This window comes from Gammaproteobacteria bacterium (genome assembly GCA_035546635.1).
Taxonomy (GTDB): domain Bacteria; phylum Pseudomonadota; class Gammaproteobacteria; order JAURND01; family JAURND01; genus DASZWJ01.
On record DASZWJ010000013.1, the window covers coordinates 68,501 to 87,484 of the forward strand.

Annotated in this window: 17 protein-coding genes; 5 read left to right on the top strand and 12 right to left on the bottom strand. The window is 44.1% G+C overall.

The features are described 5' to 3' along the window. Positions 1-18 precede the first annotated feature (18 nt). The 8 genes from pepN to VHE99_02365 all read right to left on the bottom strand — a co-directional run bounded on the left by pepN (position 19) and on the right by VHE99_02365 (position 9,537). Complete coding sequence (pepN, locus tag VHE99_02330) at positions 19-2,667, bottom strand: aminopeptidase N (protein HVV67861.1); 2,649 nt, start codon at positions 2,665-2,667, stop codon at positions 19-21. Between the two features lie 78 nt (positions 2,668-2,745). Continuing rightward, the gene (gene nhaA, locus VHE99_02335) at positions 2,746-3,954 is read right to left on the bottom strand and encodes a Na+/H+ antiporter NhaA (protein ID HVV67862.1); all 1,209 of its coding nucleotides are present in this window, start codon (positions 3,952-3,954) and stop codon (positions 2,746-2,748) included. Between the two features lie 259 nt (positions 3,955-4,213). Further along, positions 4,214-5,002 carry a carbonic anhydrase family protein gene (locus VHE99_02340; GenBank protein ID HVV67863.1) on the bottom strand — a complete coding sequence of 263 codons (789 nt, stop codon included), beginning with the start codon at positions 5,000-5,002 and terminating at the stop codon, positions 4,214-4,216. A 92-nt stretch (positions 5,003-5,094) separates the two neighbouring features. Then, entirely contained in the window at positions 5,095-5,808 is a 714-nt protein-coding gene (dnaQ, locus tag VHE99_02345) for a DNA polymerase III subunit epsilon (protein HVV67864.1), read from the bottom strand. A 253-nt stretch (positions 5,809-6,061) separates the two neighbouring features. Further along, the gene (locus tag VHE99_02350) at positions 6,062-7,168 is read right to left on the bottom strand and encodes an Lpg1974 family pore-forming outer membrane protein (GenBank protein ID HVV67865.1); all 1,107 of its coding nucleotides are present in this window, start codon (positions 7,166-7,168) and stop codon (positions 6,062-6,064) included. 602 nt (positions 7,169-7,770) lie between these two features. Beyond that, positions 7,771-8,154, bottom strand: coding sequence for a hypothetical protein (locus VHE99_02355; protein ID HVV67866.1), 384 nt, complete (start codon positions 8,152-8,154; stop codon positions 7,771-7,773). Positions 8,155-8,316: 162 nt separating this feature from the next. After that, positions 8,317-8,772, bottom strand: coding sequence for a ribonuclease HI (rnhA, locus tag VHE99_02360; GenBank protein ID HVV67867.1), 456 nt, complete (start codon positions 8,770-8,772; stop codon positions 8,317-8,319). 18 nt (positions 8,773-8,790) lie between these two features. Beyond that, the gene (locus VHE99_02365; protein HVV67868.1) at positions 8,791-9,537 is read right to left on the bottom strand and encodes a methyltransferase domain-containing protein; all 747 of its coding nucleotides are present in this window, start codon (positions 9,535-9,537) and stop codon (positions 8,791-8,793) included. Positions 9,538-9,620: 83 nt separating this feature from the next. On the opposite strand from VHE99_02365, the gene gloB reads away from it, so the two are divergent. The 3 genes from gloB (at position 9,621) to folD (ending at position 12,580) form a co-directional block, all read left to right on the top strand. Continuing rightward, complete coding sequence (gene gloB, locus VHE99_02370) at positions 9,621-10,406, top strand: hydroxyacylglutathione hydrolase (GenBank protein ID HVV67869.1); 786 nt, start codon at positions 9,621-9,623, stop codon at positions 10,404-10,406. A gap of 69 nt (positions 10,407-10,475) precedes the next feature. Then, positions 10,476-11,585 carry a transglycosylase SLT domain-containing protein gene (locus VHE99_02375; GenBank protein HVV67870.1) on the top strand — a complete coding sequence of 370 codons (1,110 nt, stop codon included), beginning with the start codon at positions 10,476-10,478 and terminating at the stop codon, positions 11,583-11,585. A gap of 107 nt (positions 11,586-11,692) precedes the next feature. Next, positions 11,693-12,580, top strand: a complete 888-nt coding sequence (gene folD / locus VHE99_02380; GenBank protein ID HVV67871.1) for a bifunctional methylenetetrahydrofolate dehydrogenase/methenyltetrahydrofolate cyclohydrolase FolD — start codon at positions 11,693-11,695, stop codon at positions 12,578-12,580. Between the two features lie 132 nt (positions 12,581-12,712). Here the strand turns inward: folD and cysS are convergent, their stop codons facing one another. Together cysS and VHE99_02390 are read right to left on the bottom strand one after the other, a co-directional pair. Beyond that, a complete protein-coding gene (cysS, locus tag VHE99_02385; GenBank protein HVV67872.1) occupies positions 12,713-14,095 on the bottom strand; it encodes a cysteine--tRNA ligase in 1,383 nt (460 codons plus the stop codon). Between the two features lie 16 nt (positions 14,096-14,111). Beyond that, positions 14,112-14,762 carry a phosphatase PAP2 family protein gene (locus VHE99_02390; GenBank protein HVV67873.1) on the bottom strand — a complete coding sequence of 217 codons (651 nt, stop codon included), beginning with the start codon at positions 14,760-14,762 and terminating at the stop codon, positions 14,112-14,114. A 154-nt stretch (positions 14,763-14,916) separates the two neighbouring features. On the opposite strand from VHE99_02390, the gene VHE99_02395 reads away from it, so the two are divergent. After that, positions 14,917-15,792 carry a GNAT family N-acetyltransferase gene (locus VHE99_02395; GenBank protein ID HVV67874.1) on the top strand — a complete coding sequence of 292 codons (876 nt, stop codon included), beginning with the start codon at positions 14,917-14,919 and terminating at the stop codon, positions 15,790-15,792. Between the two features lie 49 nt (positions 15,793-15,841). Here the strand turns inward: VHE99_02395 and gltX are convergent, their stop codons facing one another. Then, positions 15,842-17,272 (bottom strand): glutamate--tRNA ligase, encoded by a 1,431-nt coding sequence (gene gltX, locus VHE99_02400; protein HVV67875.1) that lies wholly within the window; start codon positions 17,270-17,272, stop codon positions 15,842-15,844. A gap of 103 nt (positions 17,273-17,375) precedes the next feature. Between gltX and VHE99_02405 the strand changes: the two genes are divergently transcribed. Beyond that, positions 17,376-18,107, top strand: a complete 732-nt coding sequence (locus VHE99_02405; protein HVV67876.1) for a UDP-2,3-diacylglucosamine diphosphatase — start codon at positions 17,376-17,378, stop codon at positions 18,105-18,107. Here the strand turns inward: VHE99_02405 and recO are convergent. Next, complete coding sequence (gene recO, locus VHE99_02410) at positions 18,098-18,871, bottom strand: DNA repair protein RecO (GenBank protein ID HVV67877.1); 774 nt, start codon at positions 18,869-18,871, stop codon at positions 18,098-18,100. The two genes, VHE99_02405 and recO, sit on opposite strands and share 10 nt — an antisense overlap. Positions 18,872-18,984: the final 113 nt, after the last annotated feature.

The window sequence follows — 18,984 nt, forward strand, 5'->3', positions numbered from 1 at the left end:
TTGTGGGAGGAGGGGGCGTTAATCCAAACTCCTGGTCACAATTTCATAGACATCATTTGACAGCTTGGGCTTGGCTGCAATGCGTTCCAACTGTTGTTTCATAAGCGCTTGGCGGACTGGGTCAAATTTTTTCCATCGGGTTAAAGGCTCCAATAAACGCGCTGCCAGTTGCGGGTTGTAATGCTCTATTTCTAGTGCTTGATCGGTTAAAAATACGTAACCCTCACCGGTAATATCATGGAAGTTTACCGGATTACCGCTGCAAAAAGCCCCAATCACTGCGCGGACTCGGTTAGGATTTTTAATGTCAAACGCAGGATGTTGCAGCAGCGATTTCACTACTTGCAGGGTATTGGGTAATGCGGATTGCGCCTGCAGGGTAAACCACTTGTCTAAAACTAATGATTCATGCTGCCAACGGTGATAGAAAGCAAATAAAGCTTCGCGACGTGCATCACAATCGATATTATTCAAGGCGGTTAACGCACCCATGACATCCGTCATATTATTCGCAGCATGGAACTGTGCTAAACATAATGCATAAATATCAGGGTCACCCAGGTGAGCTAAATAGGCCAAAGCTAAATTTTTTAAGCGCCTCTGGCTGATGGCTTTGGCATCCAAACTGTATACACCTGGCGTATTGTGCTGCTGATAATAACCCATGAATTGGTTTTTAAGCTTTAAGGCAATGTGTTTGCGCAGCCATTCACGCACATCATGCACTGCATCTACATCCGCAACCGGCATTTGTTCAAGCAAATAAATTTCTTGCGGCAATGTCAGTAGTTCTGCAATTAACGCAGCATCTGCAGTTTTATCTTCAAACACGGTGCTTAATGCATCAAGAAACTGGTGGGGTGCACGCATCTCCAGTTCCTGTTCATAATTTTCAATTAAACGCAGCATAATGGTTAGCGCCAATTGTTGGCATGCGTCCCAACGATTAAAGGCATCTGTATCATGCAGCATGAGAAAGATCAGGTCTGCTTCGGAATAACTATATTGCAATTTCACCGGTGCTGAAAAATCTCTAAGCAAAGAAGGTACTGGTTTTCTTGGCACATTCACAAAACGAAAAGTTTCTGTGTGTTGCTGAATATTTAATACTTTTGTAGTCACAGCCGCGCTATTTCTTTCATCCTGCAGCTGCAAAGGGACTTCTCCCGCTTCGGTGAGTAAACCGATGGTTAATGGAATATGAAAATCTTCTTTAATTGGTTGGCCTGGTGTGGGCGGGCAAGTTTGGGTTACCTGCAGACTATAAGTCTTACTTTTGCTGTCATAATCATCTTTTACTATCAATACGGGGGTGCCGGCTTGTTTATACCAACGTCTAAATTGCGTTAAATCCAGCCCGGAAGCATCCTCCATGGCTTTGACGAATTCTTCAACTGTCACTGGATGACCATCATTACGACTGAAATAAAGATCCATGGCTTTACGAAATACATCATGCCCTAGTATGGTATGCAGCATGCGAATGATTTCAGCGCCTTTTTCGTAGACCGTGACGGTATAAAAATTATTGATTTCTATGTAGGAATCAGGGTAAACCGGATGCGCCATTGGACCTGCATCTTGGATGAACTGCGCATTGCGAATGGTTTTGGCTTCTTGAATACGCTTGACAGTTTTTGAGGTATTGTCTTGTGTAAACTGATGTTCTCGAAATACGGTTAAGCCTTCTTTCAATGTAATCTGGAACCAATCACGAACTGTGACTCGGTTACCTGACCAGTTATGAAAATATTCATGCCCAATCACAGCAAGAATGTTGATATAGTCTTCATCTGTAGCCGTTTCAGGCTTAGCCAGAATATACTTGTCATTAAAAATATTCAGTCCCTTGTTTTCCATTGCACCGAAATTAAAATCACTGACGCCAACTATCATGTACATATCTAAATCATATTCGCGCCCGTAGTTCTCTTCATCCCAGCGCATGGCTAGTTTTAAGGAATGCATGGCGTGTATGGCCTGTTCCTTTTTGCCCGGTTCAACATAAACTGCCAGTTTAATAGCACGCTCTGATTGAGTGATAAACACATCTTCCACTGCATCCAAATTACCTGCTACTAAGGCAAACAAATAACAGGGCTTATGTGTAGGATCTACCCATTTTACCCAGTGGCGATCATTTTCTAGTTCGTGGCTATCTACCAAATTGCCATTGGACAATAATATCGGATAACGGGTTTTGTCTGCACTGATCGTTGTGGTGAAATGCGTGAGCACATCGGGGCGGTCTAAAAAGTAGGTGATGCGACGGAAACCATGCGATTCGCATTGGGTGCAAAAAATATCTCGGCTTTTATACAGGCCTGTCAGTTGGGTATTTTCCTGGGGTTTGATGATGACTTCAGTTTCTAGACTGAAGGTATCAGGCACATTGAATACGGTTAGGTGTTGGGCATCAACTTGGTATTGGTTGGAGCCCAGTTTAGTGCCATTTAAAATGACGGATTTAAGCTCCATACCCTGCCCGTCCAGCACGAGTGCATTTGCTGCTTGTCGGTTGGCTGCTGGATTGCGACGAAGATTTAAAATGGCTTTGACCTGCGTATGGTCTTCATGTAAATCAAAATGTAAAAAAACCCCATCTAGCAAAAAATCACTGGGTTTATAGTCGGCTAATTGATGAACTAGAGGGGGCTGGTTATTCATAGACTTTCCCTATTGTGTTTGTTTGTGACTGCATGAAAAAGCGCAATCCCGCGCTTAGTTCCTATTGCTTATAGTTTTTTAAAGGGGCTTATTATGCCTCTTGGTGCCTAGACGGAGCAAGTAATAACCACATATACCGGCTAAAAAAGATCCCATGATGACGCCAAAACGCACTAAAACTGGATAACCGGAATCCACATCATCAAAAGCTAATTGTCCTATGAAAAGGCTCATGGTAAACCCAACGCCACACAATACCGCAACGCCAAATATTTGCAACCAGTTGGCATCTTTTGGCATAGGAGCAATTCTGAAACGAACTGCCAACCAGGTTGAGATAAAAACCCCAATCGGTTTCCCTAAAAATAATCCTGCCATAATCCCTACAGAAAGCGGAGTAAATAATTCGCCAAACTTGAATCCTGCAAATGAAATACCCGCATTGGCAAAACTAAACAGTGGCAATATTGCATAGGCTACCCAAGGGTGCAACTTTCTCTCTAACAAGTGTAGGGGAGATTGCCCACCCTCTTTTATTGGGATAGTGAGCGCCAACAAAACGCCTGCCAGCGTGGGATGAATGCCAGACTTTAGTAGCAATACCCATAAAACTGCGCCCAATAGCAGATAAGGCCACAATCGGGTAACACCCATTTTATTCTGTAGCCATAATAAAGCCACACACAGCCCCGCTCCACCTAAAGCCACCCAGGAGATAGCGCCTACATAAAAAACGGCAATAATAATAATGGCGCCTATGTCATCAAAAATCGCCAAAGCCATTAAAAACAATTTGACCGATAATGGGATTCTTTTGCCTACTAAAGCCATAATACCCAGTGCAAAGGCGATATCCGTCGCCGTAGGAATCGCCCAACCGCGCATTGCGAAGCTGTCATTATGATTGAATAGAGTATAAATCAGGGCCGGGGCTATCATTCCACCCAATGCGGCAATGCCCGGCAAACTGACTTTAGCAAGTGAATTTAGTTCACCTAAGAGGACTTCACGTTTTATTTCCAAACCCACTAGCAGAAAAAAGACCGCCATTAGCAAATCATCAATCAAAAAGATCACTGTGGTGGAGATATTAAATTGCCCTATTTCCCAACCGATGGGAGTGTGCAGCAGGTGCTGGTAATGAACGCCTAGAGGAGAATTGGCGATAAATAATGCGGCAACGGCGGCAATAAAAAGAATGATACCGCTTGAGGATTCAAGCCGAATAAATTCGGCGATTATCTGTAGCGGTTTGAGTATTCTTTTTTTGGGGGTGGGTGGATTCATTGGTTATATTTTGGGTCATTTATAAATCTGTCGCCCCGAGCAAAGGCCTATCCTCCTGAGCACAGCGCACTAGTGTCCGGTGAAATAGTCACTTTTTAGGCAACTCCCCTTCTCCCACAAGGGCAGAAGGAGGTGCGCCCAACCAAAAACAATTATTCCCCAGACACTAGTAGAGCACAACGAAGGATGACAGCTTTTGCTTCAAGATGACAGTCATTACTCAGGACGTAGCTTCCTACTAATCAATCTCTTCAACTAATTAATCTTCACTATGCTCATAAATGACACGCTGATTCAGCGGCTGTATGGGTCTTGCATTGCCATGAATCATATTGCTACGGAAAAACTCCAACTGCTCACTTGAAGCATTGAGGATTTTTTTCATCAATAACCAGGTTACTCCTTCCGTGCACGGAGGGGTAGTCAAAGACCCTGAGTATACAAAATAACCGCTATGTTTGGGAATCAGCTGGGTGGGGTCAAAAACGACTCGGTTTTGTGAGGTTACGGCGTTGTTTTCAGGTTTTGGTAATGGAACGGCGAAGAGTTTTTGCAAATTTTTATTCACTTTACCTTCTTGAAAAAACACGCCAACGACTAAAAGTTTGCCCTGACTGTTTTTGTGAATAAAATGTACCTCAAGTGGATAAGTGATTCTGGCAATTTGGTGTTCTGCCGGTGCATGGAAATGCAGACCTTGCAAATCATATCTTTCACCATCTAAAGTGATATATTCATTGCCGCCAGGTATAACCTCCACTGAAAAATCATGTTTATCCAAAACCCTACCAAAAATGCCGGTGCTATAATGAAACTCTATGTCTTTTTCAGTAGTGGCCACTGCGTGTTGTGAAATGTTAATAGGTGATTGCGATTTTCCGGATGCGCAAAGTCTATATTCAGGCGCCAATGCGCTCCATTCTCCAGGTCCTAACTTTGCACTATAATCCCAATCAATTGCAGTTGGACCATGGGCTTGTGCTACAGACAGCACGCTCGCTGCTACTATTAAACTTTTAATTGCATTTTTGGTAATTTTTACAAACATGTCTACTCTCCTTTTTGCCTAGATTTCTTTCATAGTTGGTTGTTACTGAATCTGCATTGTAAACTTATGTTGGGGTTTGGAGCCTTAAAGAGTCACAAGGTATCCCAAAGACAAGCTCCCCCGCTTATCTGTTTTATTGCCTCCAAACGCTGATGGTGCAGCTTAAGTTCTTCCGAGCTGGCTTTAATAACCTTTAACTGCCACGTATTCTGACTAACTGGCACAAAGGCAGATTCAACCTGGGTTTCTTTACTTTCTGTAACAGCAGTTTCACCAAATAGCGTGGTTTGACCGCCTGTCATGGCTAGGTAAACTGTAGCTAAAAGGTGTGCATCTAATAAGGCGCCGTGAAAAGTACGGTTTGAATTATCTACACTGTAGCGACGACATAAGGCATCAAGGCTATTTTGTTGACCGGGGTGTTTTTTTCTTGCTAATACGAGGGTGTCTATCGTCGTACAATAATCCGCTATTTGTTTATATTGTGCCCCTGATTGTAATAATTCACTATTTAGAAACGTTATATCAAATGGTGCATTATGGATAACCAGTTCAGCTCCTTGGATAAATTCTAACAATGAGCCGGCGATCTCATGGAACAAGGGCTTATCTGCTAAAAATGTTTCTGTGATGCCATGAATTGCTTGCGCTTCAGCGTCAATTTTACGTTGTGGACGGATATATTGATGATAATGGCGGCCAGTGAGTCTGCGATTGACCAGTTCTACCCCCGCCACTTCAATGATGCGATGACCATCGCTAACATTTAATCCTGTTGTTTCAGTATCTAGCACAACTTGTCGCAAGTGTATCTCTCCACAATATTATGGTCAAAGATGATACGGAATCACTATAAGTTTGTCTATATATAAAAAAATGGGAGTAGCAAAACAGAGGGTAAGCAGTGACAGATTTTTCTGCGCTTTCGATGCTTTTTAGGCAAGCATACAAAAGGCGCTATAAGCGCCTTTTGTATGCCTGTTCCGGAGGTAACAACTTTTCAGGACTTACTCCCCAGCTTGGTAAGCCAAGCTGAGGATTTATACAAGATTAACCTGCTTACATCTTGTAGTTGAGGCTGAGGTATGGACCATCAAACCCAACATCGCTGGTTTCTCTTGTCGTGTTGACACCATTTAACACACTGACGTTGTTGTGTAGCTTGTCAACAGCATTGAAGTACTGGGTCACTTGGTAACCACCTTCCAGCGTCAGAGCTGAATTGGTGCCAACTGTCCAAGTATAGTTCAAGCCAAGTCTAGCATCGAGTTCAGGCACAACGCGCCAAACATTGCTGCTGCTGTTAATATCAAAACTGAATGGCTCATCACGACGTCTATCTTCTACATCAACAACGATATCAGTGTCGCTGCTGCTCTTAACTTTACCAACCAGTAAAGAACCAGCTACGCTACCTGTAACGCCAAAGCAGTCCCACACATTGTAGGCAGCTTGGAAACCTAAACGTGGTCCTAAACCGTTAAACTTGGAGTTAAAGGTATCTCGTTCACCGTAAACTAAGAACGGATCATCACGGTTTTCTCTTTGGTAGAAAGCACCGTAATTACTGGTTTGGTTCTGCTGAACATAAGCATAACGTAAACCACCAAACAATCTGGTTTGCAGACGTGTACCAATATTCACGTATTGACCAACTGTCAGGTCAACGGCATCAAATTGGTTTTTAAGACTGGTGTTTGCACTGGCATCACCAAATATTTCATCGCCAAATATATTTGGATTAATCAGAGGCACACCTGCGCCAGTCACTAATACTTCATTATCACCAATACCAGTGGAATTGGTGTTGGTGTCTTGGAAATGTGTCCAACTCAATTGAACATCATTGCCTGAATCCGGGAAAATGTAACCCAAGCCCACTCGGAAACCAAAATCATAGCTTGGATTTACATTTTGAACGGATCTGTTATCGCTAAAATTAAAATGATCGCGACGCCCTCTATCTAAATCAATATCCTGCAACGTTGCATAGTCAGAGTTAATAACATCTGGTCTAACGAGCAGACCTTCTAATGTGATTTCAAGACCACTTTGCAAATTGGGGATATTGAGACTAAAAGGAGTCGCGTCTGTTGGCAGGGTAGCATAAGCACCCAAAGAAGCCGTTAAACCAGCAGCGGCTAGAACTACGGAAAATTTCTTCATTTGTAACCTCCATGATGATTCCAAAGAACAGGTTTTATTATTACACAATTGTTATGTATCCTCGGGATTCGCGTCCTGGGCAAGTATTAATCAAAATCTACCTTGATTAATCATTATCTCCAAAAAAGCCAAAATCCTACACACACAACCTTGTGTTCGGCATATAGTAAACGGAATTTTAAAAAATGCAAGTTTTTTTTAAAAAATATTAAAACTCCTGCGCACAACGCCATTACTGGGTTTAATCCTTCCTGGCATTGAATAAATCAACATTAATTTAACATTCTGTTAAGTAATGCTGCTTTTTTAATACTTTGCAAGCAATTTTTAGCTACTCCCACTTGTTCCAAGGGGTAGGTGAGTAGACCAGCGGAGCCCCCCGCTAGTCCCTCGCAGAACTGTACATAACCTTCTCAAGTTATACAGCTCCCGTTAAATGTTCACAGCTGTTATATCTGCTCTCCAGTGGGCGAATAAATACTTGTGCTTTTCTGCAAACATTTTCATACACGTTGCCACATATGTTTTCCGCTTGGAAAGATTTTTATATTTCTTCATGCTCCATCTTGTCAGCGTTCCGTTTAGCCTTTCGAATACAGTCCTCAGCGCCGATTTGGTGCATTTTCCATAATGGTTAATCCCCCCTTTATCATTGGATTTATCCTTTTCGCTATTTCTTGCAAGCTCAGGTTCCTTTTGTTTCTTACATTAAGCTCCCGCATCTTTGCTGTGATGGCTTTCTTTGCTTTTGGCGATATTGCTGGTAGAAATCCAGTAAACACTTCCTTGGTTTTTCTGTTTTCTGCTCCCCTCATTCTAAATTCATACCCTAGGAATACAAATTGTGTTGCACATCCTTGAGCTTCCTTTCGATTCCCATCTTTGCAATACACTATCTTCATCTTCGTCTTTTCTGGGTATATTTCGAGCTTGCACTCTTTAAACCTCTGCGCAAGTTCAGCTAATAGCGCTTCTGCTTCTGTCATCCGCATAGCGACTCCACTTCGACTCTAGATGCTTTCTTGTCATCCATTGGCCAAACACATAATGCAAGTATATATTGCTCAATATCGGACTGGAGCACCATACAAAAGAAGCATCTTTTAATTCTTCTACCCTTGCGGGAAAAGGAAAAACGCAGAAAGGTATTAAAACCCCGCTAACAATTCATCAATCGCCTGATTTGCAAGCCTATCTGCAAGCGTATTTTCTGGATGTCCGCTGTGCCCTCGCACCCAATGCCATTTAATATCTGGATGACGCTGCACTTCTTGCTCCAAGCGCTCCCACAGATCCTTATTTTTAACAGGTTTTTTATCACTGCCGCACCAACCGTTCTGCTTCCATTTAGCTAGCCACACCGTCATGCCGTTGCGCACATATTGTGAATCGGTCGTGATTTCGACAACACAGGGGCGTTTTAATGACGCTAACGCAAAAATCACAGCTGACAATTCCATGCGGTTGTTGGTCGTATGCAATTCGGCGCCATATAAATTTTTTTCATGGTCATCATAACGCAACAATGCGCCCCATCCACCGGGTCCAGGATTACCCCGGCAAGCTCCATCGGTAAAGATAAAAACAGTTTTACTATTGGTCAGTCGCAAAAATTTTACCCTTTATCGAATTCGCCCAAACGAGCTATTAAACGCATGACGTTTACGGTAAGCCGACGATTTAATCGGAATCAGTGGCACTAGCCTTTTTTTAGCTACAATTAGGTAAACCGCACCACAATTAGACCACAATAGACGCCCTATCACTTCTAAAGCCAATAGCCTTCGCAACCAGCGTTTAGAAGACAACGGCGGACGAAAGAACAATGTACGCACTTCTTCAACTTCAAACCCCTGATGGGCTAAACTGTGGCGCATACGCCATAAGGTATTAAATCGACCTCGCCACGGCAAAGTTTTACGCCGCCCCCAGCATTTCATTAAACCCCACAGGCTACAAGGATTAAACCCTAATATGATTAAATGTCCATCCGGCGTTAACGACAGTTGTGACTGCTGCAATACCTGTTCCGGTTTTGGCACAAACTCCAGCACATGCGGCAACAAAATGACATCTATACTTTCGGGTAAAAACGGCCATTGATGGAATTTACCCTGTACACTCGGGCCGCGAAATACAGGTGCATATTCTGGACTGTAGCGGATTTTATGCCAAATGGGGCTTTTTTCGAATATAAAAGTCTCACTTGAGCCACCGACTTGCAGCAGATGACCCCCAAAATATCTCGGCAGAATTTTATCTAATTCTTCCCGCTCCGCTAAAAGCAGTTCAGATCCCGGGAGAGACTGATACCACAAATCCATTTGTCTTAGAATGATTTCCATAGAATCATCTGTAAACTTTTGCATTGAGTTACCAGTTTTTTAATTTTTGCAACTTTTCAGCGTCGGGTTAAAATAAATACCTAGGCATTCACTATTGGATAGAATACATGCTGAAAATCCTCCCTATCCCAGCTTTCAAAGATAATTACATCTGGCTGATTATACACACAAGCACAGACCAATGTCTTATCGTAGATCCTGGAGAAGCGCCACCCGTTTTATCCTCACTTCGGGAATACCGCTTAACACCTGTCGCGATTTTCCTAACGCATCACCACTATGACCATGTTAATGGCGTGGCGGAATTGCTGACTCACTATCCGGTGCCGGTTTTTGGTCCAGCCGCTGAAAACATCCCACAAGTGACCCATCCACTCTCAGGAAATGAAACCTTGACGCTGAAAGAAATGGATTTAGAAGTGTCTGTCCTACCTATTCCCGGGCATACTCGTGCTCATATTGCCTATTATCTTGGCAACCATGTGTTCTGTGGTGATACCTTGTTTACTGCAGGATGTGGACGTTTATTTGAAGGCACAGCTGTGCAAATGTTTCATTCACTTTCCCACTTAAAGGCGCTACCTGATGAAACGCTAGTCTATTGTGGTCATGAATACACTGGCCAAAATTTACAATTTGCAATCACTGTGGAGCCTCATAACCCAGATGTGATGGCTAGAATTTCTGCAACTAACCTCAAGCGGCAACAAAATTTACCGACAGTGCCGGCTACTTTGGCGCTTGAAAAGCTAACTAATCCATTTTTACGCTGCCAAGAAGCCTCGGTCAGGGCAGCCGCAGAAGCCTATGCGCAAATCTCCCTCTCTACCCCTGAAGCCGTATTTCGCACCCTCAGAACCTGGAAAGATTCTTTTAAAATCAATTCGTTATGAATTAATGGCTGTATAAAAACTGTTCAAAGAGTTGACTTAGACTCCACCCTTGTGTAACATCAATGCCCAATGAATTTACTAAAAACCAGCAAATTTATTCTGTGCAGCGTCTTGTGTAGCAGCTTATTAACCGCCTGCAGCCCCAACTCTGAGCTTTCATTAGCCAGCCTGGAGCAAAGCAGTATCGGTTCTGCCACTAGCAGCGATTCCATGTGGGCGAGCATGGGTCAACACTTTGCGCTCGACCATGAGATCAATCGTTCTGAGGTGAATACCCAGATTGCCTGGCTAACACATCACCAACGCACTTTGTACCATACCCTGCAAACAGCAGCCCCCTATATTTCTTATGCCTATGAACAAACCAAAAAGCACGGGTTGCCTGCTGAACTGGCATTGCTGCCAATTATCGAAAGCGGTTTCAATCCTTATGCCCATTCCAAAGCCGGTGCGAATGGTATGTGGCAAATCATGCCCAATACTGCACCTAGGCTAGGTTTAAAAAATAATCGATCTTATGACGGCTGCCGCGATATTGTGGCTTCAACTGATGCTGCATTAAACTATCTTGCCTCTTTGCATCAAAGTTTTCACGGTGATTGGGAAGTGGCGCTGGGAGCCTATAATTGGGGTCCGGGTAATATGGAAAGTGCCGAACATCATCAATCGAAATGGTACAGAAGAGCGCGGTTCTGGGAATTACATTTACCTGCACAAACTGAAAAATATGTGCCCAAATTACTCGCTTTAGCCGAAGTCATTCAAAATCCCGTACGCTATCATCTGGAATTACCCGCCATCAGCGCTGCCCCGCAATTAGAACTGGTTAAGGTTGGTGCACGGACAGACCTGAAGCAGGTAGCTAAATCTTCTGGAATCAGTGTCAAAACCATGCAGCAGTTAAATCCCGGTTACCGCAATATGGCTACAGCAGCCAGCACACCTAACACTTTATTGGTGCCTGTCGACAAAGTACAAGCCTTAAAACCTACTACGCCTTTAATTGCTGCAAAAAATCCTGAATCCGTTGCTTCACCTTCAGCAACCATCACCTTGGCCGCTAATACGCAGTCTAATCACAATACATTGCTAAACACCATATTAAAAGAAGGCCAATGGTTGGTCATTGGTGTTGCAAACATTCCTGGGCTTAATGTTGCTAGCGGTGATAGCACTTGAGGTAAGCACTAACAGCCGCTCCGAGAGAAAGGAAGCCATTGAGGTATAAACAACGATACGATACATTAGGCGAAAACAAAATCTATCGTTAATTCACAGGATATTTCATGACCGCGCAAATTCTTGATGGCAAAGCGCTCGCTGCTGAAATCCGCCAGCATATTGCTGTAAAAATAAAAACCCGGCTAGATCAAGGTTTGCGTCGCCCTTGCTTAGCTGTGATCTTAGTGGGTGATGATCCAGCTTCACAGGTTTACGTGCATCACAAGCGCAAAGACTGTGAAGATGTGGGCATTGTGTCGCTGGCTTATGATTTGCCAGAAGATATCAGCCATAACGAGTTGATTGCGCTCATCGATCAATTGAATGCCAATAATACGGTAGATGGTATTCTAGTCCAGCTGCCTTTGCCTTCGCATATTAATACGGCTGAAATTCTGGATCGCCTTTATCCAGAAAAAGATGTCGATGGCTTTCACGCCTGCAATCTCGGTCATCTGGTGCAAAGACGGCCGGCCTTACGGCCTTGCACCCCTTACGGGATTATTACCCTGCTCAAACACGCCGGCATTGATTTGGCTGGACAACACGCCGTGGTCATTGGCGCTTCAAATATTGTGGGCAGGCCGATGGCGTTGGAATTCTTGCTAGCTAAATGTACGGTCACGGTCTGTCACCGCTTTACTCGTGATTTAGCGACACACGTCCAGCAAGCAGATATTTTGGTAGTGGCTGTAGGCAAACCAGGAATCATCAGCAGTGAGTGGATTAAGCCCGGAGCGGTTGTGGTTGATGTAGGCATTCATCGTAATGCTAAAGGGACAATTAGTGGCGATCTGGATTTTGATACTGCAAAATTGCGGGCAAGCTGGATAACACCTGTACCAGGTGGAGTTGGGCCTATGACCCGCGCTATTTTACTGGAAAATACGTTATTTGCGGCTGAAAAGCTGCACAAACATCCTTCTCCCCTTGTGGGAGAAGGTGCCCGTTAGGGCGGATGAGGGGTAAGTTTACAATAGCTCTAACTAAAAGCTAGCCCAAACTCACCCCTCATCCACCCTTCGGGCACCTTCTCCCACAAGGGGAGAAGGATGTTTGCGCTTAATCATTATTTCTTAGGCTATTCATTCCTTCCGCCAAATCGTCCCTTCTGCCGTATCTTCCAACAACACATGCATCGCCAATAGCTGATCCCGCAACCGATCTGCTTCTGCCCACTGCTTGTTCTGACGCGCAGTATTGCGCAGAGCAATCAAACGTTCAATCTCAGATGCTTCTGAATCAGCCACACCTGACTGTAAAAACTCCACTGGATCTTCCTTAAGAATACCAAAGATATCGGCCAATTTTTTTAACAAAGCCGCAAGCTTTGCTGCCTCAACAATCTGACTCTCATCACGTAAGCGGTTAATTTCACGCGCCAAATCAAATAGCACTGAAAACGCCAGCGGGCTGTTAAAATCATCGTCCATTGCTGCATGAAAACGTGAAATAAATTCTTCCCCGCCATCCGATTCAGGAACCACAGGCAAACCGCGCAGGCTCGTGTACAAACGTCGCAACGCCGCCTCAGCACTCGCTAAATTTTCATGCGTGTAATTAATTGGACTGCGGTAATGGCTGGCCAGCAAGAAATATCGCACGACTTCCGTTTTATACTGCGCCAATACATCACGTATGGTGGAAAAATTGCCCAAGGACTTAGACATTTTCTCCCGATTGATCTGCACATAACCAACATGCATCCAAGTATTGACAAACCGACCGCCAAAAGCGCCTTCCGACTGTGCAATTTCATTCTGATGATGGGGGAATACCAAGTCCAAGCCGCCACCATGAATATCAATATGCTCTCCCAAGCATTCAGCACACATAGCCGAGCATTCAATATGCCAACCCGGCCTACCCTTGCCCCAAGGAGAATCCCAACTCGGTTCGCCAGGTTTTGCCAATTTCCATAAAGCAAAGTCCAAGGGATCGCGTTTAGTTTCTAAAATATCCACACGCGCACCGCTACGCAGCTTATCGACCGATTGATTGGAAAACTTACCATAATCCGCAAAACGGCTGACTTCATAGAACACGCCACCCTCAGCCACATAAGCATAACCTTTGGCAATCAGCCGTTCGATCAGAGAAATCATCGCTGAAATATGTAATGTCGCCCGTGGCTCTATATCAGGAGGATTGGCGCCCAATGCCAACTCATCTTCACGCATCGCTGCGATAAAACGTTCGGTGAGCTGGGTAATGGGCTCGCCCTTTTCATTGGCACGGTTAATAATTTTGTCATCGATATCGGTAATATTACGCACATAACGTACTTCATAACCCAAAGAACGTAAGTAGCGCGTTACCATATCAAACACCACCATAATGCTGCGCCCATGGCCGATATGACAGTAATCATACACGGTAGAGCCACATACATAGAGACTGACTTTTTTAGGAATCAGTGGTTGAAACAGCTCTTTCTTTTTAGTCATGCTGTTATAGATGTGTAGCACGTTGTTTCCTCGATTATTATAAATACCTCTCCCTTGAAAAAGGGGATGGATGAATCAAATGATACGTCGTCGTTGCAACAATATATCCCAACAATATACCTGCGATGACGTCACTGACAAAATGGTAGTTAACGCTAACAAGACTCACGGCAGTCAATATGACCACCAAACCAGCCAGCCAACGCCAGCGCCGATACACCAAATAAAAAGCCATCATAGCCGCCATAACCCGCGCAGCATGGCCGGAAGGAAATGCTGAATAAGCGATTCCCCAGTGAAACCAATTAAAGGCGTAGGTACCATTTTGCAGCAAGGACGGATTATTGTTCGCCCAGGTAGCCGGCCAATAGCGCGCAAATACAAATTTCAATATAGTCACTAAAAAAGCAGTAATGACATAACAGTTGGCAATCACCAATAGCAGCTTGTCATGACGGCTGTTTATGTTCAGCAAAAGACCTACCCATAATACCAGATAGATTAAAAAAACTATCCCGCCTAAAACGTCATCTAAATGCGTCAGCAGCTTTAGCCAGTGATATTGTTGTAAATGATGGGCATTGACCCAGAAGGCCACGGGTTTATCGATAAACAGGTAACAGAGAATAATCAATAGAATGCTGGGGAATAATATCTTGAGCTGGCTACGAACAGGAAAGGCAGTCATTTTTTATAATCTCAATATTTTTTATTTTAAGGTAACTGTCCACCCTCCTTGAAAAAGGGGAGTAGTACAATTCTCAACACAGGGAAATTACCTAAAAAGACCAGCCTATGTTATACTTTATAACATTATATTGAGCAATTTAAGAATATTAATCATGATAAAACAACTCACTAAAGTTTCCCGCCTACACAAAACTGATTTACGCAATATCACCACCCTCGCCGACCGCAGCGCCGACCACGACGGCTTTAAAATAAAAATTTACTGGCACATCATAGAAAACCGTTTAACCATGGAGTTTAACGATTTTTTTTATTATTTAGACGGCAATCTGGTGGCTTATCTGGCCTTGTATACCTTTGAAAATGACGAAGCGGAACTCAGTGTAGTTGTGCATCCCAAGTTCCGTCAGCGGGGCATTTTTAAAAAACTGATGGCAGAAGCGATATTAGAATTGAAACAACGGCATCTGACTCACTGTGTATGGATTCGACCACAACGCTCCCCCATTACCGATGATTACTTGCGGGCGATGGGTGGGCAGTACGATTTTTCTCAAGTAGAAATGATGGCGGTGCGCGATCCGGTTCCTAAAGAACTGCCGACGATCATCATGCGCGAAGCCGATACGCAGGATTTAATCACCATAGCCCGCATGGGTGCTGTGAGTTTTAATTCCTCATTTACTGAAACTTTGCAGCGTTTTACTGAGAATATGCAAGAAAAAAACCGCTTAGCCTGGCTAGTTTCCACACCGGATTATGAAAATGTCGGCAAAATACATGTGCGTTATGATGAAAACAATGCCGCTTTTATTCATGATTTGTGCATTGTCCCTGAACACCGTGGGAAAAACCTCGCTACTGCTATGATTTTACAGACTATGCATTTACTTCGTCAGCGCGGTCAACGTGTTATTACATTGGATGTAGAGTGTCATAATATCGGCGCGTTGCGGCTTTACCAGCAGTGCGGGTTTGATACCATTGCGGCGTTTGATTTCTGGCGGGTGCCAGTAGATAGGATGTAGGAATACAACCTTCCCTCCTAATATCTGCAATACGGGAGAGAAATGTTGGTTAAACCGCCGCTGCCTGCGCAATTCGCATAGCTTTTTCAATACGATCAGCCAAACGCTTTTCTCCCAACAGCTCAAATATTACTAATAATTCCGGCCCGTGCATTTCACCAGTCAACGCAATTCTGAGCGGCTGAAATAGCATCTTCCCTTTAACTTGTAATTCAGTTTTGAGCGCAGCGATCACATCATCTAATTTTGCACCTTGCTGATTCAGGACTTTCTCAACTACCGCGAAATATTTAGCTCCGGCTTCCCGCAGAATAGTCTGCTGCTCTTCTCCATAAGACCAATCTTCCTGGTAAAACACTTGCGCCCAATGCGCGCAATCTGCTGGAAAAGTGACGTTGGTACGCACGCTATTAATAAATAAATCTTTCGTCTGTTCTGGCACTAATTGCTGCGCAGCCTCACCTGCCCATTGCCAGAAAGCAAGGTTATCTAACCGCTGTACCACCTCGCGTTGCCAATATAATAGTTGATTGGCATCAAAGCGTGCAGGTGCCGCACCCAGAGACTTAAGAGAAAAGCGTTCTGCCAATTCCTGCATGTCCATCAATTGCTCAGCAGCATAATAATGTCCCAATCTAGCCAGGTAGTTGTTAATCGCTTTAGGCAAATAACCTTGCTCGCGTAAGGCTTGAATACTGCGACTACCATGACGTTTGGATAAAGGCGCACCATCAGAGCCTATAATGAGTGAAATATGACCATACTGCGGAATCGGTAAATTCAGCGCCTTTAAAATCATGATCTGACGCGGTGTATTGGTTAGATGGTCTTCACCGCGCAAAGCATGGGTCACCCCCATCAAAGCATCATCAATGGCATTGCAGTACATAAAGGGCGGGGTACCATCAGCGCGCCGGATGATAAAATCGCCAATATCATTATTTTTAAAGCGCTGTTCGCCGCGGACTAGATCATGGAATACCGTTTCTTGATCTAAAGGCACCTGAAATCGCAAGGTCGGCTGTAAGCCTTGTGCCAGTTTTTCAGCAATGGCTTCTTTTGTTAGCTCCCGACAAGTGCCGGCATAGCGTGGTGGTTTACCAGCAGAACGTTGCAATTTACGCGCCAAGGCAAGTTGTTGTTCTGTGCAAAAGCAAGGATAAGCTAATTTCAGTTGTTCCAATTGTTGATAATAGCGATCATATATCGTCTGACGCTGCGACTGCCAATAGGGACCTGCCGCTCCTTCACAACCGGGACCTTCGTCCCAATCCAATCCTAACCAACGTAAATCTTCTTGCAGAGCCTCGGCAAATTGCACATCTGAGCGTGCTTTATCTGTATCTTCAATACGCAGCAAAAATATTCCGCCTTGTCCTTTGGCCAATAAAGCATTGAACAATGCGGTTCTGATATTTCCCAGGTGGACTAAACCGGTTGGACTGGGGCAAAAACGTGTTTTTAAAGTCGGTTGATTCATTTGGACAGTCTACTAGTTCTTGATGTTGTATACGGTTTTGGTTGTGCTTAATTGGCAAAGGATATAAATTCTAATTATTTCTATTTCCCATAGCTTATAAGCCGTGAACTATACACTATTTATTTCTGATCTTCATCTTGAGGCCAGTGGGCCACAAATCACTCAGTGTTTTTTTAATCTACTGAAAACCCAGGCGCGCCAGGCTGATGCTGTCTACATATTAGGAGATTTATTTGAAGTTTGGATTGGAGATGATGATGCTACCCCATTTAACCAATCCGTGATGGCAGCGATACAGGCACTGACAGCAACTGGTATTCCAGTCTATTTTTTGCGCGGTAACCGTGATTTTTTGATTGGTGAAGATTTTTGCAAAAAAACCGGCTGCCAGCTATTAACTGACCCTTGTAAAATTCTGCTTTACGGTATCCCTATTGTGCTGACACATGGCGATATGTTATGCACCGAAGATACTCGGCATCAAAAATTCCGTCATTATGCATTGAATCCGCGTTACCAAGGTTTTTTTCTGCATTTACCCTTAACGCTACGCCGCATGCTTGCACGTTGGATACGCGGTTTCAGCAAAAGGCATACTGGACGAACCGCCTATCAGATTATGGATGTAACACCTAATGCAGTTGCCAATTTATTACGCAAAGAGCAGGCCACACAGATGATACACGGCCATACACATCGTGCGCATATCCATACGCTAGAAGTCGATGGTAAAGCTTCGCAGCGTATTGTTTTAGGCGACTGGCATCAGCATGGCAGTGTGTTGATGTATTATGCTAATGGTGATTATCAGTTGATGACGTTTGATTATTTGTGAAGCAATTTTGAAGCAAGATAGCTGCTTAGCTTTTTTCCTTCTCCCACAAGGGGAGAAGGAAAGAAGTCATGACCGTAAGAGAACAACTCCCGACTTTTCAGCGGTTTATTACCCAACAGAGAACCAATCGCTAAACGCGTCAGTTGCTTAGCTGCCCGCAAATCAGCTAAATGTTCCAGGGTATTATGATGAAAGGCCAAAAGACTACTGCCTTGAAATACCGGTGAGCGTTGCAGCGAAGTGCCACATGAACTGATGGAAAAGCCCTGGCCTGCTATAAACACATAGCTTTGCTCCGCCACAATCGGCATGCCGCTTGCTTCTTGATTAAGCGACAAACCATAGCCCAGTTCAGTCAGCAAAGTTTTTTCAAACAACCGCAAACTGGGTTCTTTCGAATGTTGCTGCTGCAGACATTGCAAGGTCTGTTGGTATTGTGCAAACAAACGCGGGTGGGCATCAAAACGCGGTAATAATCGCACCAGCATTTCATTGAGATAGATTCCGCTTAACAAAACAGAACCCGATAGCGTCCAAGGTAAGCCGTAGGATTCAACTGCGCTTAAATTCATTAATTCAGTTTTACCAGACCAGCTGATTAACAACGGCGTAAACGGACGCAGAATACCGCGAAAACGCGAACGTGCCGCACGCGCTACCAGGCTGACACGACCGTAAGATTCAGTGAATGCCTCTAACAACGAACTGGTTTCGTTTAGCGGGCGACTATGTAGTATGAAAGCAGGTTGAAGAGCAATTCGCATGGTAACTCATCCCCTTACCTGTCATTCCCGCGAAGGCGTGAACCCATCCACGCAAGGCAGTCAACTAATGTATCAGCTGACTTCTTTGACTGGTAAAGGTAGGCAAGAAATAC

Bases quoted from the DNA above. Each gene is read 5' to 3' on its own strand.
- VHE99_02355 (HVV67866.1), bottom strand. From the start codon at position 8,154: ATGACAGAAGCAGAAGCGCTATTAGCTGAACTTGCGCAGAGGTTTAAA.
- pepN (HVV67861.1), bottom strand. From the start codon at position 2,667: ATGAATAACCAGCCCCCTCTAGTTCATCAATTAGCCGACTATAAACCC.
- nhaA (HVV67862.1), bottom strand. From the start codon at position 3,954: ATGAATCCACCCACCCCCAAAAAAAGAATACTCAAACCGCTACAGATA.
- VHE99_02395 (HVV67874.1), top strand. From the start codon at position 14,917: ATGATAAAACAACTCACTAAAGTTTCCCGCCTACACAAAACTGATTTA.
- VHE99_02365 (HVV67868.1), bottom strand. From the start codon at position 9,537: ATGCAAAAGTTTACAGATGATTCTATGGAAATCATTCTAAGACAAATG.
- VHE99_02340 (HVV67863.1), bottom strand. From the start codon at position 5,002: ATGTTTGTAAAAATTACCAAAAATGCAATTAAAAGTTTAATAGTAGCA.
- VHE99_02390 (HVV67873.1), bottom strand. From the start codon at position 14,762: ATGACTGCCTTTCCTGTTCGTAGCCAGCTCAAGATATTATTCCCCAGC.
- VHE99_02375 (HVV67870.1), top strand. From the start codon at position 10,476: ATGAATTTACTAAAAACCAGCAAATTTATTCTGTGCAGCGTCTTGTGT.
- folD (HVV67871.1), top strand. From the start codon at position 11,693: ATGACCGCGCAAATTCTTGATGGCAAAGCGCTCGCTGCTGAAATCCGC.
- recO (HVV67877.1), bottom strand. From the start codon at position 18,871: ATGCGAATTGCTCTTCAACCTGCTTTCATACTACATAGTCGCCCGCTA.
- gloB (HVV67869.1), top strand. From the start codon at position 9,621: ATGCTGAAAATCCTCCCTATCCCAGCTTTCAAAGATAATTACATCTGG.
- gltX (HVV67875.1), bottom strand. From the start codon at position 17,272: ATGAATCAACCGACTTTAAAAACACGTTTTTGCCCCAGTCCAACCGGT.
- VHE99_02350 (HVV67865.1), bottom strand. From the start codon at position 7,168: ATGAAGAAATTTTCCGTAGTTCTAGCCGCTGCTGGTTTAACGGCTTCT.